This is a genomic window from Nonomuraea sp. NPDC001699 (assembly GCF_053596455.1).
Genome location: NZ_JBSFGF010000026.1, coordinates 51096 through 66614, shown reverse-complemented (window position 1 = coordinate 66614; position 15519 = coordinate 51096). Strand labels below are relative to the sequence as shown.

The 15519-nt window shown below is 71.3% G+C and carries 13 protein-coding genes and 1 pseudogene; 1 reads left to right on the top strand and 13 read right to left on the bottom strand.

The features are described from left to right. Positions 1-90 precede the first annotated feature (90 nt). From ACWCSU_RS44175 to ACWCSU_RS44115, 13 genes and pseudogenes are all read right to left on the bottom strand, one after another. The gene (locus tag ACWCSU_RS44175; RefSeq protein WP_449942475.1) at positions 91-885 is read right to left on the bottom strand and encodes a uracil-DNA glycosylase; all 795 of its coding nucleotides are present in this window, start codon (positions 883-885) and stop codon (positions 91-93) included. Positions 886-903: 18 nt separating this feature from the next. Continuing rightward, entirely contained in the window at positions 904-1830 is a 927-nt protein-coding gene (locus ACWCSU_RS44170) for a hypothetical protein (protein WP_449942474.1), read from the bottom strand. Further along, complete coding sequence (locus ACWCSU_RS44165; RefSeq protein WP_357708822.1) at positions 1827-2153, bottom strand: PadR family transcriptional regulator; 327 nt, start codon at positions 2151-2153, stop codon at positions 1827-1829. The genes ACWCSU_RS44170 and ACWCSU_RS44165 overlap by 4 nt, the downstream gene beginning before the upstream one ends. Before the next feature lie 88 nt (positions 2154-2241). Then, positions 2242-3663: a hypothetical protein gene (locus ACWCSU_RS44160; protein ID WP_357708825.1), complete on the bottom strand. Its 1422-nt coding sequence runs from the start codon at positions 3661-3663 to the stop codon at positions 2242-2244. Positions 3664-3850: 187 nt separating this feature from the next. Beyond that, positions 3851-4798: a Ppx/GppA phosphatase family protein gene (locus tag ACWCSU_RS44155; RefSeq protein ID WP_357708828.1), complete on the bottom strand. Its 948-nt coding sequence runs from the start codon at positions 4796-4798 to the stop codon at positions 3851-3853. Continuing rightward, a complete protein-coding gene (locus tag ACWCSU_RS44150; protein WP_364097629.1) occupies positions 4789-5277 on the bottom strand; it encodes a DUF501 domain-containing protein in 489 nt (162 codons plus the stop codon). The genes ACWCSU_RS44155 and ACWCSU_RS44150 overlap by 10 nt, the downstream gene beginning before the upstream one ends. Beyond that, complete coding sequence (locus tag ACWCSU_RS44145; protein ID WP_357708832.1) at positions 5267-5677, bottom strand: FtsB family cell division protein; 411 nt, start codon at positions 5675-5677, stop codon at positions 5267-5269. The genes ACWCSU_RS44150 and ACWCSU_RS44145 overlap by 11 nt, the downstream gene beginning before the upstream one ends. A gap of 71 nt (positions 5678-5748) precedes the next feature. After that, positions 5749-7026, bottom strand: coding sequence for a phosphopyruvate hydratase (gene eno / locus ACWCSU_RS44140; protein WP_357708834.1), 1278 nt, complete (start codon positions 7024-7026; stop codon positions 5749-5751). A 207-nt stretch (positions 7027-7233) separates the two neighbouring features. Further along, positions 7234-9108 carry a WD40 repeat domain-containing serine/threonine protein kinase gene (locus ACWCSU_RS44135; RefSeq protein ID WP_449942473.1) on the bottom strand — a complete coding sequence of 625 codons (1875 nt, stop codon included), beginning with the start codon at positions 9106-9108 and terminating at the stop codon, positions 7234-7236. A gap of 75 nt (positions 9109-9183) precedes the next feature. After that, positions 9184-10119, bottom strand: a complete 936-nt coding sequence (locus ACWCSU_RS44130; protein WP_364097636.1) for a MazG family protein — start codon at positions 10117-10119, stop codon at positions 9184-9186. A gap of 4 nt (positions 10120-10123) precedes the next feature. Beyond that, positions 10124-10723 (bottom strand): annotated as a pseudogene (locus ACWCSU_RS44125) (SurA N-terminal domain-containing protein); the annotation flags it as partial. Between the two features lie 23 nt (positions 10724-10746). Then, entirely contained in the window at positions 10747-14247 is a 3501-nt protein-coding gene (gene mfd / locus ACWCSU_RS44120; RefSeq protein WP_449942472.1) for a transcription-repair coupling factor, read from the bottom strand. 75 nt (positions 14248-14322) lie between these two features. Then, the gene (locus ACWCSU_RS44115; protein ID WP_357708844.1) at positions 14323-14694 is read right to left on the bottom strand and encodes a cupin domain-containing protein; all 372 of its coding nucleotides are present in this window, start codon (positions 14692-14694) and stop codon (positions 14323-14325) included. A gap of 62 nt (positions 14695-14756) precedes the next feature. Here ACWCSU_RS44115 and ACWCSU_RS44110 point away from each other — a divergent pair, with 62 nt between their 5' ends. Beyond that, the gene (locus ACWCSU_RS44110) at positions 14757-15476 is read left to right on the top strand and encodes a methyltransferase domain-containing protein (RefSeq protein WP_357708846.1); all 720 of its coding nucleotides are present in this window, start codon (positions 14757-14759) and stop codon (positions 15474-15476) included. The last annotated feature ends 43 nt before the right edge of the window (positions 15477-15519 follow it).

The following is a 15519-nucleotide window of genomic DNA, read 5'->3' as shown; positions in this document are numbered from 1 at the left end:
GGCCCCATCCCTCGTGGAATGCTTGTGAAAGCATTCACAAGCTTACGTCGGGGTCTTCCGGAGAGTCCAACCCGGGGATGGTGGGACGCGTCACACCGCCAGCGACCTGGCCCGGAGGAAGACGTCGTCCAGCATCTGGGCGGTGACGCGGCCGGTGAAGGTGTTCTGCTGGCTCGGGTGGTAGCAGCCGATCAGGGTGACGGGGACGGAGACGTACCGGACCTCGACCTCGACGCCGTGGCCGAACCGGGGCCGCACGCGCGGCAGCTCGTAGCCGGCGTCCTTGAGCGCGGGCCACATGGCCTGCCAGGCGAACCCGCCGAGCGCCACCACCGCCCGTACGCTCCCCGCCACCATCGCCACCTCACGCGCCATCCACGGGAAGCAGGCGGCCTTCTCCTCGGGCGTGGGCTTGTTGGCCGGAGGCGCGCAGCGCACCGACGCCACGACCCGGGTGTCGATGAGCTCCTGGCCGTCGCCGGCGTACGTGCTGGTCTCCTTGGCCGCCAGGCCGCAGCGGTGGAGCGAGGCGAACAGCCAGTCGCCGCTGCGGTCGCCGGTGAAGATGCGGCCGGTCCTGTTGCCCCCGTGGGCCGCCGGCGCCAGGCCCACCAGCAGCACCTTCGGCCGCTCGGCCCCCCAACCCGGGACGGGACGGCCCCAGTACGTCTCGTCCGCGAACGCGCGCCGCCTCACGCGCGCCACCTCCTCGCGCCACTCCACCAGACGCGGGCAGGCGCGGCAGACGGACTGCTCGGCCGTGAGCTCCGCGAGGGTGCCGGCGGTGGAGGCGAGGCGGCGCACGTCCGCGGGGTCGTGGGCCACCGGGGTGTCAGGGGTGGCGGGGTCGCCGGGCCAGCCGGTGCCGGGTGGTACGAAGCTCATGACACCGATGGTGCCCGATCATCCGGTCTTCTTCGGCGCGGGCGTGACGGTGGTCGGCGTGGGCGTAGGGGTGGGGGGTGCCGTGGAGGCCGTCGGGCACGCGCTGGGCGTGGCCGTGGGCATGCCGTTCTCCGCCATCAGCTCCTGCTCCTGGATCAGCGGCAGCGGGTAGCGGTTGAGCACCGGCTCGCCGCACGACCGGTCGACCCTGTAGCCGCGGCTCTCGGGGTCGAGCGTGATCGGCTTGCCGTCCTGGTCGTAGAGGTAGACGTCGGTCAGCGGGCTGCCGTCCTTGGCGTACGGCTTGATGTTGTAGATGTCGAGACCGCCCCCGACGAGCATCACGTCGGCCGGCGCCGACATCATGACCGGCTGGTCGTCCCCGTCGGAGGCCGCCGCCATGCCGGCGAGCAGCGCCAGCCCCGCCAGCACGTTGACGCCCGTCGCCAGCAGCGCGACCAGGCGCCCCCCGCGGGCCCGGCCGAACCACACCGAGACCCACACGGCCACCGCCACGAGCGCCCACTCCGCCGGGTTCGCCGGGACGACGCCGCCGCGCGCCGTGATCGCCAGCAGCAGCATGGCCAGCAGATAGCCGCGCAGCACCCACCAGCCGGGCCGCAACTCCGGCAGGAAGGCCGCGAAGCTCCGGTACGGCTTGTGGCGCAGCAGCTCTGCGTGCGCCCGCGCCGCCCACACCCCCGGCCGCGGACGGCGCCTCTGACGGCTCTGGGGACGCCCTCCGTAGGCGGCCACCAGCTCCTCCGCGTACGCGGCGGGCGGCCCGAGCCGATCCTCCAGCGGCAGGTCCGACTCGGCCGCGATCTCGGCCAGATGGTCGTCGAGGTCCTCGATCAGCTCGTCCCGGTCGGGGTGACCGGCCAGGGCGTCGCGGACGGCCTGCGCGTACTGTTCCGGCGTGATCGGCGTGTTCGGCGTGGTCATGCGTGCCCCTCCTTGAGCAGGGAATCCATGGTGGCCGCGAACGACGTCCACCGCTTGGCGGAGGCGGCGTACAGGGTGCGGCCGACCTCGTTGAGCCCGTAGTACTTGCGGTGCGGGCCCTCGTCGGAGGCCACGACGTAGGAGTTGAGCGCGCCGGCCTTGAACAGGCGGCGCAGCGTGCCGTAGACGGAGGCGTCGCCCACGTCTTCCAGGCCCGCCTCCCTGAGCCTGCGCACGACGTCGTAGCCGTAGCCGTCGCGCTCGTCGAGCACGGCGAGGACGGCCAGGTCGAGCACGCCCTTGAGCAGTTGACTGCTATCCACGCAAAGAAGAGTACTGCGCAAAGCGCAGTAGTGGCAACAAGAGAACCGGGCGGCTCCCCTGAGGGTGCCGCCCGGTCACATGATCAGCTTAGGCGTCGACCTTCGGGCAGGTCGCCGAGTAGTTGGCGACACCCGACGAGGCGGCGTTCGGGCTGACGACGACGAGCTCGATGGTGCCCTTCGTCTCCTTGCTGTTGTGCGTGCCACCGACACCCCAGGTCACGGCGACGTCGCCGTTGACCTGACGCTCCAGGACGTTGACGTCCTTGACGCCGTTGACCACCCAGTAGTACTTGACGGTGGTGGGGCCGGTGCTGTGCAGGGTGGCCGAGAAGTCCACGCCGGGACCACGGTTGTCCGCGCACATGTCGTTGCGGTTACCGGTGACCGACACGGCCGACACGGACGCGGTGGGCTTGGGAGCCTCGCACGCCGCGTACGACTGCGTGATCGAGTCGTTGTTGTTCGGGCCGGTGACCGTCAGGGTGATCTTGCCACCCTTGGCGGCCTCGCCGGTCAGCGCCCGCTCGGGGAGCTCGACGGTCTTCGAGCCGCCGGCCGAGAAGTAGCTCTCGCCCTTGGCGACGGACTCGCCGTTGAGGGCCCAGGTCCACTGGACGCGCGCGGCGCCGGTCGCGTTGACGTTGGCGTGCGCGCCGACCTTGCAGCCGTTGTTGTTGGTGGCCGTCACCAGGTCGGTGGCCGACACCTTCGCAGCGGGAGCGGGGGTCGAGTCCTTGCACCACACCTTGTAGTAGGCGCGGTTGGAGCGGGCGCTGTCGGGGCCGACGATCTCAAGCTGCGCCCAGCCACGCTGGCTGTGACGCGGGGAGATGCCGAAGCCGACCTTGCGCTTGCTCGAGACCCTGACCTTGCCGTAGTCGACGACCTCGCCGTTCAGGATCCAGCGGTAGCGGACCCAGCTCGGGTGGTTGACGCTGATCAGACCGGTGAAGTCGATCTTGTCACCAGGGGTGCAGACGCCCTCGTAGGACGAGGGGTTCGCCCAGGCACGCGCCGAAACCGACACGTCCTTGTCCGTACGGACATCACCGAGGTCGACACACGAGACCGAGAAGTAGCCCTTCTTGGACGTGACCTTCTTCGGACCGAGGACCTGGACGGCCTCCCAGCCCTTGACCTCACCCTTGAAGGTCACCGACTCCTTGACGGTGACCGACTTGGTGCCGTGGCCCTTGAGCTTGACAACCTGGACCTTGCCCTTGGACCCGTCACCGTGGAGCCAACGGTAGGCGAGCTCGGTCTTGCCCTTGACCGGGACCTTGATCTTGGCCGAGAAGTTGACCTTGACCGGGCAGGAACCCTGGTAGTCCTGGTCGGACGCCTTCGGCGCCGTGACCGACACCTTGGCGGACTTGGCCGCGGTGGCCGTGGTTGCCTTGCCGGCCGCGGACGAGGTCGCCGCCTGCGCGGGACTGGCTACCAGGCCCGCCGCCATGGCGGCCAGCACGGCGGCGGAGGCGCCGAACGCCGCCGCCTTACGTGCCAACCCAACAGACATCATGTGAGAGTGCTCCATTCCGTGAGGGAAAAGACGCGCTCGGGAACGGTCGCCACGCCGGCACCTTCCGTGCACAGCAAAATGGCAAAGCCCCCGTTTTGCGCCTTTACCTAATCACAATAGTGATTGCACACTCAACACGCGAGATAGATCGGAAATGTCCGGATTTGGTGGTCTAGCCGGCGAGAGACCAGGCGATTCCGTCCAGAATGTCGTGTTCGCTGACGACGACCTGCGAAAACGCGAAACGACGCACGATCCGGTCAAGAATAAGGGCACCGGCACCAATCACGTCAACACGTCCGGGATGCATCACCGGAACCCGGGCGCGATCACCATGGGTCATCGCGAGCAGCCGCCGCGTCACCTCGTGCACCTGTTCGGCGGAGATCCTGGAGTGATGGATGCGCGCGGAGTCGTAGGCCGGCAGGTCGAGCGCGATGCCCGCGATCGTGGTCACCGACCCGGCCAGACCGACCAGCGTGTGCGCCCGCTCGACGGGCACCGCCTCCGCGACCCGGTCGAGGGCCGCCTCGATGTCGGCGACGACGGCCTCCAGCGCCGGGGCCGGCGGCGGGTCGCCGGCGTCGCGCAGGTGGCGTTCGGTCAGGCGCACGCAGCCGATGTCCACCGACAGCGCGGCCTCGGCGTGCTCGGAGCCGACCACGAACTCCGTGGAACCGCCGCCGATGTCCACCACCAGGTACGGGGGCAGCGGGCCCTGCGGCAGCTCGGTCTCCGGCGAGATGCGCAGCAGGCCCCTGGTCGCCCCCGTGAACGACAACTCGGCCTCCTCCGCCCCCGTCGCCACCTCGGGCGCCACGCCGAAGATCTCGCGGACGCCGTCGACGAACTCCTGCCGGTTGCCGGCGTCGCGGGTCGCGCTCGTGGCCACCACCCTGGTCGCGACCGCGCCGTGCCGGTCGATCAGCTCGCGGTAGGAACGCATCGCCTTGAACGTGCGCTCCAGCGCGTCGGGCGCCAGCATGCCGGTGCGGTCGACGCCCTGCCCCAGGCGGACGATCTCCATCCGCCGCTCGACGTCGTGCAGCACGTCGTCGCGGACGTCGGCGATGAGCAGGCGCACCGAGTTGGTGCCGCAGTCGATGGCCGCTACACGCATGGTCCGTCACTCCACCAGTCGGGGAGCGCGTCGAGCGCCTCCCTGCCGAACGGGTTGCTCCCCGGCACCGCCAGCTCGTGCGCGACCAGGGCGTGCAGGCACTTCACCCGCAGCGGCATGCCGCCGGTGCTCTGCATGTCGCGGGGCAGCGGCTCCATGCCCTCGTCGTGGGCCGCCTTGTCGCGCCTGGCGACGTAGTCGTCGTGGGCCGCCTGGTAGGCGGCCGCCAGGTCGGGGTCGGTCGCCAGCCTGGCCTGCATCTCGCGCATCAGGCCCGAGCCTTCGAGCGTGCCGATGGCCGAGGCGGCCTTGGGGCAGGTCAGGTAGTACAGGGTCGGGAACGGCGACCCGTCGGGCAGCCGCGGCGCGGTCTCCACCACGTCGGGGTTGCCGCACGGGCAGCGATGGGCCACCTCGCGCAGACCTCTGGGCGGACGGCCGAGCTGCCGCTGGACCGCCTCGACGTCGTCACTTTCCACTGCTGCTCTCCACCGCTCTGCGGCCCGTGCCCTTGTCGGCCGCCTCCACCGACTCCCACAGCGTCTGGTACCACGGGGGCACCTCGACGGGCTGCTTCACGGCCGTCTGCTCCTTGCCCTGGTCGGGCTCCATCACCACGTAGCACTTCTCGCCGGGGCCGCAGAAGTGCAGCCGCTCCTTGGCGGTGCGTTTGATCCAGTTGGGATCGTCGCTCTGTCTGTCGCGCGCCAGCAGAGTCTGCCGCTCGGCCTCGACCCTGGCCTTCTCCGCCTGCAGCTCGGCGATGCTGCGGCGCAGGCTGATGTACTCGCGCACAGGGTAGGCCAGGCTCATCGCGATCGCGCACACCACGACCGCGAGGATGGCGGCCCGCCCGGTCAGCTGCGGCCTCTTCGCCAATGCTGCACACCCCCTTCGACGTACGGCTCGCGGCCGTCAGACCTTCCCCGGCCGCGAGCCGTCAGTCGAAACTAGCGTCGGAACCGCGGAAAAGCCGCGCGACCCGCGTAGCGGGCGGCATCGTCGAGAAGCTCCTCGATGCGCAGCAACTGGTTGTACTTGGCCACACGGTCGGACCGCGCCGGGGCGCCGGTCTTGATCTGGCCGCAGTTGACCGCCACCGCCAGGTCGGCGATCGTCGTGTCCTCGGTCTCGCCGGAACGGTGGCTCATCATGCACCGGTAGCCGTTGCGGTGGGCCAGGTCGACGGCGTCGAGGGTCTCCGACAGCGTGCCGATCTGGTTGACCTTGACCAGCAGGGCGTTGGCGGTGCCCTCGTCGATGCCGCGCGCCAGCCGCTCGGGGTTGGTGACGAACAGGTCGTCGCCGACGAGCTGGACCTTGTCGCCGAGGGCCTCGGTGATGGCCTTCCAGCCCGACCAGTCGTCCTCGTCGAGGGGGTCCTCGATGGACACGAGCGGGTAGTTGGCGACCAGGTCCTCGTAGAAGGCGATGAGCTCCTGCGCCGAGACGCCCTTGCCGTCGATCGTGTAGACGCCGTCCTTGTGGAACTCGGAGGCGGCCACGTCGAGGGCCAGCGCCACGTCTTCGCCCGGCACGTAGCCGGCCCGCTCGATCGCGACCAGGATCAGGTCGAGGGCGTCGCGGTTGGAGGGCAGGTTGGGGGCGAAGCCGCCCTCGTCGCCCAGGCCCGTCGCGTAGCCCTTCTCCTTCAGCACGCCCTTGAGCGCGTGGTAGACCTCGGTGCCCATGCGCACGGCCTCGCGGAACGTCTCCGCGCCGATCGGCGCGATCATGAACTCCTGGATGTCGACGTTGGTGTCGGCGTGCGCGCCACCGTTGAGGATGTTCATCATCGGGACGGGCAGCACGTGGGCGTTGGGGCCGCCGACGTAGCGGAACAGGGGCAGGTCGGCGCTGTCGGCCGCGGCCTTGGCGACGGCGAGCGAGACGCCCAGGATGGCGTTGGCGCCCAGCTTGGCCTTGTTGGGCGTGCGGTCGAGGTCGATCATGATCTGGTCGATGATGCGCTGGTCCTCGGCCTCGACCCCGTTGATCTCCTCGAAGATCTCGTCGGTCACCGCGAGCACGGCCTTCTCCACGCCCTTGCCGCCGTAGCGCTTGCCGCCGTCACGCAGCTCGACCGCCTCGAACTGGCCGGTGGACGCCCCGCTCGGCACGGCGGCCCGGCCGCTGCTGCCGTCGTCGAGCACGACCTCGACCTCGACCGTGGGGTTGCCCCGGGAGTCGAGGATCTCGCGAGCGTAAACGACCTCGATGGTAGCCACGGGTAGCGCTCCTTAAGCGAAAGGCAATATGCCATCAGAGCCTATCGGTACCCCGGTGCACCGGTACGGCACGGTCACCCCCACGGCCCGGCCGCCGGAACGCGAGCTCGGGCCCGTCGCGGGTCAGCCGGCCTGAGCCCGGGGCGCGGACCGGGCGGTCCGTCGCGGGTCAGCCGGTCTTGGCCCCGGGCGCGGGCCCGTCGTGGGTCAGCCGGTCGAGGACAGGCTCCAGGCCTGGAGGCGGCTGCCCGTCGCGACGACCAGCAGCCCGTCGCCCACCGCCAGCCCGGTGACCTTCCGGCCCGGCGCCAGGTCGCCCAGCCGCTCGCCGCGGTCGGCGTTCCACACGGTCACCCCGTCGCCGCCGCCGGCGATCATCCGGCGCCCGCCCGCGGCCGTGACGCCGACGTCCGCCGCGCCCGTGCTGAAGCCGCGCTCGAAGGCGCCGCTGTCCAGGTCGTACACGGCGGTCGAGCCGCCCGTGGTGACGGCGGCCCGGCCGTCGCCCAACGCGGCGACCGAACGCACCTCGCCCTTGCCGAGCAGCCCGGCGGGCGCCCCGACCAGGCCCCGGCCGGTGCCGACGAGGGCCTTGCCGGTGGACTCGTCCCAGGCCAGAGCGGTGACCGGGCCGGTCGCGAGGCGGTCGCTGGCGACGATGCGGTTGGAGGTCAGGTCGAGCGTCACGACCTGGCCGTCGGGGCAGCCGATCACCACCGCGGGCTGCTTGCGCCACTGACCGGACGCCAGCCGGGCCTCCGACCGGCACACCTGGTGCCACACGCCGGGGCGGGCGTCGCCGATGCGCCAGCGCCGCACGATTCCGTCCGTGCCCGTCCAGACGGCGGTCTGCCTGCCGCCCACGGGGATCAGCACGAGGGAGCGCACCGGCGTGGGGCCCGCGTCCGAGAGCCGGTCCAGCGGCTCGCCGACGCGCGGGTCCCACACCTCGATCGACTTGCCGGACCTCTCGGCGTAGGCGACGACGGGCGCGCCCTTGTGGTGCCCGATGGCCATCGCCGCGACGTCCGCCCCGGACGCGGGCCCGAACTCGGGACCGAGCTCGACCCCGAACGCCGCAGACGCCCCGTTCTGCCCTTCGACGGCGGGAAGACCGGCGTTCCGCCAGAACATGCCGGCCCCCACGCCCAGGACGACGAGCACGCCCACCCCGGCCGCCGCCCACCGCATCCCCTGCCGCGCCTCGGAAGCCGCCGCCCGCGCACCCCGCGGCTCATGCGGCGCCCTCCTGGGGGCGTGGCCGCGCGGCGCCGCAGCCGTACGCCCCACCAACCACGCCAGCACGTCGTCGGCCGACGGCCGCGCCCCCGCCTCCTTGGCCAGGCACGCGCGCAGCACGCCCCGCAGCGGCTCGGGCACCTCGCGCAGGTCGGGCTCGGCGTGCAGGATGCGGTTCATGACGGCGGGGATCGAGTCCCGGCCGAACAGCGGCTGCCCGGTGGCGGCGAACCCGACGGTGGACGCCCAGCTGAAGACGTCGGACGCGGACGTCGCGCTTTCCCCCGCGATCTGCTCCGGCGACATGTACCCGGGCGTGCCGACGACGCTGCTCGCGGTGGTGGAGAGGTCCATGTCCCTGGCGATGCCGAAGTCGATCACGCGGGGGCCGTCCTGGCCCATCAGCACGTTGCTCGGCTTGAGGTCGCGGTGGACGATGCCCGCCCCGTGGACGGCGGTCAGCGCCGTGATCGTGCCGACCGCCAGCCGTTCCAGCTCCGCGCCGGTCAGGGGGCCGCCGTCGAAGACCAGGTCGTGCAGGGACGGCCCGTCGATGAACTCGCTGACGATGTACGGCCGCCCCTCGGCCAGCCCGCTGCCGTAGATCCGGGCCGTACGCGACCCCGCCACCTTGGCCGCGGTCACGCTCTCGCGCAGGAACCGGCGGGTGGCCCGCTCGTCGCCCAGCAGCCGCGGATGCAGGACCTTGACGGCCGCGTGTCCGCCGTCGGCGTCGCGGCCCAGGAACACCGACCCCTGCCCGCCGTCGCCCAGCCGGCCGAGCAGGCGGTAGCCCGCCACCTCCCGCGGCTCCCCCGAGCGCAGCGGCCTCAGCTCCACCACCAGTCCCCCTCGGCTCGCCGGTTCAAGCCCCTCAGGATCCTGGCATTTGGCGACTTGTTCCGACAACCAGGGCGGTCAGGCGTTCGACTCCCACGCGCGTACGCGGTCGCGGTAGGCGCGGGCCGCGGCCCGCAGCTCGGCCTCGGGGTCCAGCCCGGCCTCCTGCGCCCGGCGTACGAGGTCGAACAGCTCCCGCGCCACGCCCTGGCCGATCGCGGCCGCCAGCGCGTCGGGCGCGCCGGCCCGCTCGGCCCGGCGCAGCAGCTGGGCGGCCAGCGCGAGCGCGGGCTGACCCATGGGGACGCCGTCGAGCACCGACGACGACTCCTCGCCCTTGGCCGCCCGCTCGGCCGCCTTGATCGCCTCCCAGTTGTCGCTGACCTGGTCGGCGCTCTCCGCCCGCACCGACCCGAACACGTGCGGGTGCCGCCGGACGAGCTTCTCGACGATGCCGGCGGCCACGTCGTCCATGTCGAACGTCTCGGCCACGCGGGCGTGGAAGACCACCTGGAGCAGCAGGTCGCCGAGCTCCTCGCGGAGCGCCGCGTGGTCGCCCTGCTCGATCGTCTCCAGGACCTCGTACGCCTCCTCCAGCAGGTACGGCACCAGCGACTCGTGCGTCTGCTTGCGGTCCCACGGGCACTCGGTGCGCAGCCGGTCCATCACCGCGACCAGGTCGAGCACCCGCGAGCCGGGCAGGTCGTACGAACCGGGCACGACCTCGATGAGCGGCGGCTCGTCGAGCGCGATGGCCGCGCGCCCGATCGCGCGCATGAAGTCCTCGTCGTCACCGGCGAGCCAGACCACCCGCTCGCGCACCGCCCGCCTGGACAGCGCGACCGCGTCGGGCACGACGACCTCCGCCTCGACCCCGGCGGCGGCCAGATAGGGAAGCTGCGGGTGGGCGTCGGAGCCGGTCAGGACGGGCCCCGAGCGCAGCGCCTGCCAGGCCTGGTCGCTCAGCAGGCCCGGCGCGACCCTGGGCGAGGTGGTGACGACGATCAGCGGCATCGGGCTAGCCCTGCTGCGGCTGCTGCTGCGCCTGCTGGGAGGACTTGCCGAACCGGCCCGGGTCGACGAAGCCCTGCTGGGTGAACTCGCCGTAACGCGGGCTGTAGATCGGCTTGATGCTCGTCAGCTCCTTGACGAACTTCTCCTGGGCCGCCGGGTCCTGGGCGTTGCCGAGCTGGTTGCGCACCTTGACCGCGCCCAGCTCCGCACGCAGGTAGCCGCGCGCGTCGGCCGGGCTGACGCCCCTGGCGATGAGGTTGATCTCGGGCGACTGGTACTGGCCCGGGTCCTTGAGCGCGGCGTCGATCTCGCCCTCGCTGACCTGCACGTTGTGCTTGGCCGCGAGCTGCCTGAACGCGGCCTCGTTCGCCATCCGGTAGAGCACGAACTGGGTGACGGGCACCCCGAGCTGCTCGGCCGAGACGTTGGCGCGCTTGAGCGCGGTCTCGTACTCCTGAACGTTCCTGGTCAGGTCGCGGGCCGAGATGCGCTCGCTCCCGACCACGGCCGCTGCTCCGGCCTCCATGGGCGAAGAGCAGGCGGTCAGCGCGGCGAGTCCTACCGCGCCGGCGGCCACAGCCACTCGAATCGACTTCACATGCGTCCCTTTCCGAACAAAAACCGCGCTTAGCTTACCCGCGCGGGCTCAAGAAACATCGCCTCGACCAGGTCGCCGCACCATTTGAGCAGATCGAGGTCGCGCAACGGCTGCCCGCCCAGGGGCTTGGTCTTGGGAACCGGCACGAGCAGGGTCTCGGCCGCCTGCTTGTAGATGGCCTTCTTGTACAGCCGGTCGAGCCTGACCTGCTGCGACTCCCGCAGCCGCGCCGGGCCGAACTTGATGTTCTGCCCCTGCAGCGTGACGTCCGTGAGCCCGGCCGCCCGCGCCCTGATCCGGAAGCGGGCCACCTCCAGCAGGTTCTCCACCTCCACCGGCGGCTTGCCGTAGCGGTCGGTGAGCTCCTCGCGCACCTCGTCGATGTGGATCGGCGCGACGATGGCCGCGATCCGCTTGTACGCCTCCAGCCGCAGCCGCTCGGAGGTGACGTAGTCGTGCGGGATGTGGGCGTTGATGGGCAGTTCGACCTTGACGTCCGGCTGCTCCTCCTGGACCTCGGCCCCGGACAGCTTGGCCTTCTGCTCCTGCACGGCCTCGGACATCAGGCGCACGTAGAGGTCGAAGCCGACGCCCGCGATGAAGCCCGACTGCTCGGCGCCCAGCACGTTGCCCGCGCCGCGGATCTCCAGGTCCTTCATCGCGACGTACATGCCCGCGCCCATCTCGGTGTGCTGGGAGATGGTGGCCAGGCGCTCGTGGGCGGTCTCGGTCAGCGGCTTCTCGGGCGGGTAGAGGAAGTAGGCGTAACCGCGTTCCCTGCCTCGGCCGACCCGGCCCCTGAGCTGGTGGAGCTGCGACAGGCCGTAGTTGTCGGCCCGGTCGACGATGAGCGTGTTGGCGTTGGGCACGTCGAGGCCGGACTCGACGATCGTGGTGGAGACGAGCAGGTCGTACTCGCGTTCCCAGAAGCCGACCATGATCTTTTCGAGCTGGTGCTCGTTCATCTGGCCGTGGGCCACCGCGATGCGCGCCTCGGGGACCAGCTCGCGCAGCCGCGCCGCCACCCGGTTGATGGAGGCCACCCGGTTGTGCACGAAGAAGATCTGGCCGTCGCGCATCAGCTCGCGCCGGATCGCCGCCCCGATCTGCTTCTCCTCGTACGGCCCCACGAACGTGAGGATCGGATGCCGCTCCTCAGGCGGGGTGAGGATCGTGGACATCTCGCGGATGCCGGTCAGGCCCATCTCCAGCGTGCGCGGGATCGGCGTGGCCGACATGGCCAGCACGTCGACCTGCGTGCGCAGGTGCTTCATGGCCTCCTTGTGCTCGACGCCGAACCGCTGCTCCTCGTCGATGATGATCAGCCCGAGGTCCTTGAACCTGACCTCCGGGCTGAGCAGCCGGTGGGTGCCGATGACGACGTCGACCGCGCCCGACCTGAGCCCCTCCATCGTGCCCTTGACCTCGCCGTCGCTCTGGAAGCGCGAGATCGGCCTGATCGCGATGGGGAAGCTGGAGAAGCGCTCGGTGAAGGTGGACAGGTGCTGCTGCACCAGCAGCGTGGTCGGCACCAGCACGGCCACCTGCTTGCCGTCCTGGACGGCCTTGAACGCCGCCCGCACCGCGATCTCGGTCTTGCCGTAGCCGACGTCGCCGCAGATCAGCCGGTCCATCGGGACGCCGCGCTCCATGTCGCGCTTGACCTCGTCGATGGCTTCGAGCTGGTCGCCGGTCTCGGCGTAGGGGAAGGCGTCCTCCATCTCGCGCTGCCACGGCGTGTCGGCGCCGAAGGCGTGGCCCGGCGAGGCCATGCGGGCCGAGTAGAGCCTGATCAGCTCGCCGGCGATCTCCTTGACCGCCTTCTTGGCCCTGGACTTGGCCTTGGCCCAGTCGGCGCCGCCCATGCGGTTGAGCGTGGGCGCCTCGCCGCCGACGTAGCGGGTGACCTCGTCGAGCTGGTCGGTGGGCACGTAGAGACGGTCGCCCTTGGCGTACTCGATGACCAGGTACTCGCGGGTCGCGCCCTGGACCGTGCGCTGGACCATCTCGACGTAGCGGCCGACGCCGTGCTGCTCGTGCACGACGTGGTCGCCGACCTTGAGCTGGAGCGGGTCGACCATGTTGCGGCGGCGCGAGGGCAGCCGGCGCATGTCCTTGGTGGACGCCTTCTGGCCCACCAGGTCGAGGTGGGTGAGCACGGCCAGGCGCGGCGTGATGAACCCGTGCTCGATCAGGCCGGTCGAGACGTGCACGACCTTGGGCTCGGGCGCCTTGTCCAGGTAACGCTGGAGCCTGGCGGGCACGTCGACGCCCTTGAGCAGCTCGACCATGCGCTCGGCCGGCCCGTGGCCCTCGCTGAGCAGCACGACCGCCTTGTCCTCGGCCAGCCAGCCCTTGATGTCGCCCAGCGCCTTGGCGGTGTCGCCCCGGTACGCCTCGGAGTCCTGCGCGTCGAGCTCGACGCCGTTGCCGAAGGGCGCCATCGTCCACCACGGCTGGCCCAGCGAGTCGGCGTGGCCGCGGATGTCCTCCAGCGTGCGGAAGGCCGCCGCGCCCAGGTCGATCGGCGCCTCGCCGCCGGCCGCCGCGTTGATCCAGGACGCCTCCAGGAACTCCTGCGAGGTGCGTACGAGCTCTTCGGCCCGGCCCCTGATGCGCTCGGGGTCGCACACGAACACCGCCGACCTGATCGGCAGGTGGTCGAGCAGCAGGTCCATCTCCCCCGCCAGCACGGGCGCGAACGCCTCCATGCCCTCGACCGGCAGGCCCTCGGCGAGCTGGTCGAGCACCTCGGCGAGCGCCGGGTGCTCCTGGGCCAGCTCCCGCGCCCGCGCCCTGACCTCGCCGGTCAGCAGCAGCTCGCGGCACGGCGGCGCGAACAGGCCGTCCTCGGCCGCCTCCAGCGAGCGCTGGTCGGCCACCTTGAACCAGCGGATCTCCTCGACGGTGTCGCCCCAGAACTCCAGCCGCAGCGGATGCTCCTCGGTGGGCGGGAACACGTCGAGCAGCCCGCCGCGCACGGCCACCTCGCCGCGCTTCTCCACCATGTCGACCCGGTGGTAACCGTTGGTGACCAGCCGCTCGACCACCGCGTCGAGGTCGGCGTCGTCGCCCGCCCTCAGCCTGATGGGCTCCAGGTCGCCGAGCCCCTTGACGATCGGCTGGAGCAGCGCCCTGACCGGGGCGACCACCACGCCGAGCGGGCCGGCGGCGGTGTCGCCCTTGACCGGGTGCGCCAGCCTGCGCAGCACGGCCAGGCGCTGGCCCACGGTGTCGCTGCGCGGCGAGAGCCGCTCGTGCGGCAGCGTCTCCCAGGCCGGGAACACCGCGACCGAGCTGGGTTCGACGAGGCTGGTCAGCGCCGCCGCGAGGTCTTCGGCCTCACGCCCGGTGGCGGTGACGGCCAGCACGGTGCGCTGATCGTGCGCGGCCAGCGCGGCCACGCCGAACGGCCGCAGCGCCGAGGGCGCGATCAGTGAGACGTCGCCGCCCTCTTCGAGCGCGGCGGTCAGCTTCGGGTCGGCCCCGGCCCCCAGGGCAACAAGGTCAAGCAGTCCGGAAAGACTCATCAGATACGCCCACAGCCCCACGACGGCAACACAACTACCCCCGGCCGGGTAAGGTCGCGGGGGTCTCCACCCAGCCTACTCGGGGTGCGGCACCCGGTAACCGGGGACCGACGGCCAGCGTACGGTGAGCACCACCGACTCCTCCTCGGCGACCCACGAGTGGTCCACGCCCTTGCCCCACACCACATAGTCGCCGCGCTCGGCCAGCAGCACGCTGCGCCCCGGCAGCTCCACCCGGAACCGGCCGCTGATCAGGACGAGCAGGGCGGTGCGCTGCTCACCCCTGACCCACTGGGCACGCTCGTCGCCCGCCGGGTGCACACCCCACTTGATCTCGACTTCTTCACTGTGCCGTGGGTCGCCGAGGGGTTTGAAGTGACCGAGCAGCCAGCCGCGGTCGCCCGCGGCGTCGATGTCGGCGTTCCCCACGTAAACCTGCTCGTCCACGGGGCAGGACGCTAGCAGGGAAGTGCGTAACCGAGACCGCTCGATTGATTACTGTAGGTGACATGTCTGAGGTGCGATCAGTCGCCCAGCGAGGCGACATCTTCGGTCAACGGATCCGCGAGCACTGGGCCGGGCGGTTCAGCCGGCGGCTCGACCTGCTCGTCGCGGGGTGCGCCCACGACGAGCCGCTCGACGTGGAACCGCTGGAGGCCAGGGCCACGGGCGCCGACGAGGACCACCCGGTCATCAGAGACGTCGTGGAGGAGCGCGCCGACCTGGTGGCCTGGTCGCTCGGCGACCTGCGCTGCGTGCCGCTCCAGCACCGCGCCTACGACGTGATCCACCTGTCCTTCCTGCTCGAACGCGTCCAGCACGCCGAGCTGGTGTTCGACCGCCTGCTCCAGTCGCTGCGCCCGGGCGGCCTGGTGCTGCTGCGCATGCGCGACAGGAAGTCGGCCTACGGGGTGCTCGACCGGCTCACGCCGTCGTGGCTGCGTCGGCTGCTGTGGCGCGCGCTCGTCACCCCCGGCACGCCGGGTCCGCTGCCCGTCGTCTACGAGCCGCTGGCCTCCAGCGACGGCATGCATGCCTTCTGTCTCAGCCGCGGCCTGATGATCATCGACGACGAGCGCCGGATCAGCGGCCCGGCCCGCGCCGGCCGGCTCGGCTCCGCCGCCGTCAGGCTGGTCGACCGGCTGAGCGGCGGGCGCTACACCGCCTCCCACGACGAGATCACCATGGTGATCAGGAAGCCGCAACATCACTTCGCCCGCCTGCTCTAGCGACACGGCCCCATGAGTGAGTAGACTCCTTTCCTACCAATTC

Bases quoted from the DNA above. Each gene is read 5' to 3' on its own strand.
- ACWCSU_RS44110 (WP_357708846.1), top strand. From the start codon at position 14,757: ATGTCTGAGGTGCGATCAGTCGCCCAGCGAGGCGACATCTTCGGTCAA.
- mfd (WP_449942472.1), bottom strand. From the start codon at position 14,247: ATGAGTCTTTCCGGACTGCTTGACCTTGTTGCCCTGGGGGCCGGGGCC.
- ACWCSU_RS44175 (WP_449942475.1), bottom strand. From the start codon at position 885: ATGAGCTTCGTACCACCCGGCACCGGCTGGCCCGGCGACCCCGCCACC.
- ACWCSU_RS44170 (WP_449942474.1), bottom strand. From the start codon at position 1,830: ATGACCACGCCGAACACGCCGATCACGCCGGAACAGTACGCGCAGGCC.
- ACWCSU_RS44130 (WP_364097636.1), bottom strand. From the start codon at position 10,119: ATGCCGCTGATCGTCGTCACCACCTCGCCCAGGGTCGCGCCGGGCCTG.
- ACWCSU_RS44155 (WP_357708828.1), bottom strand. From the start codon at position 4,798: ATGCGTGTAGCGGCCATCGACTGCGGCACCAACTCGGTGCGCCTGCTC.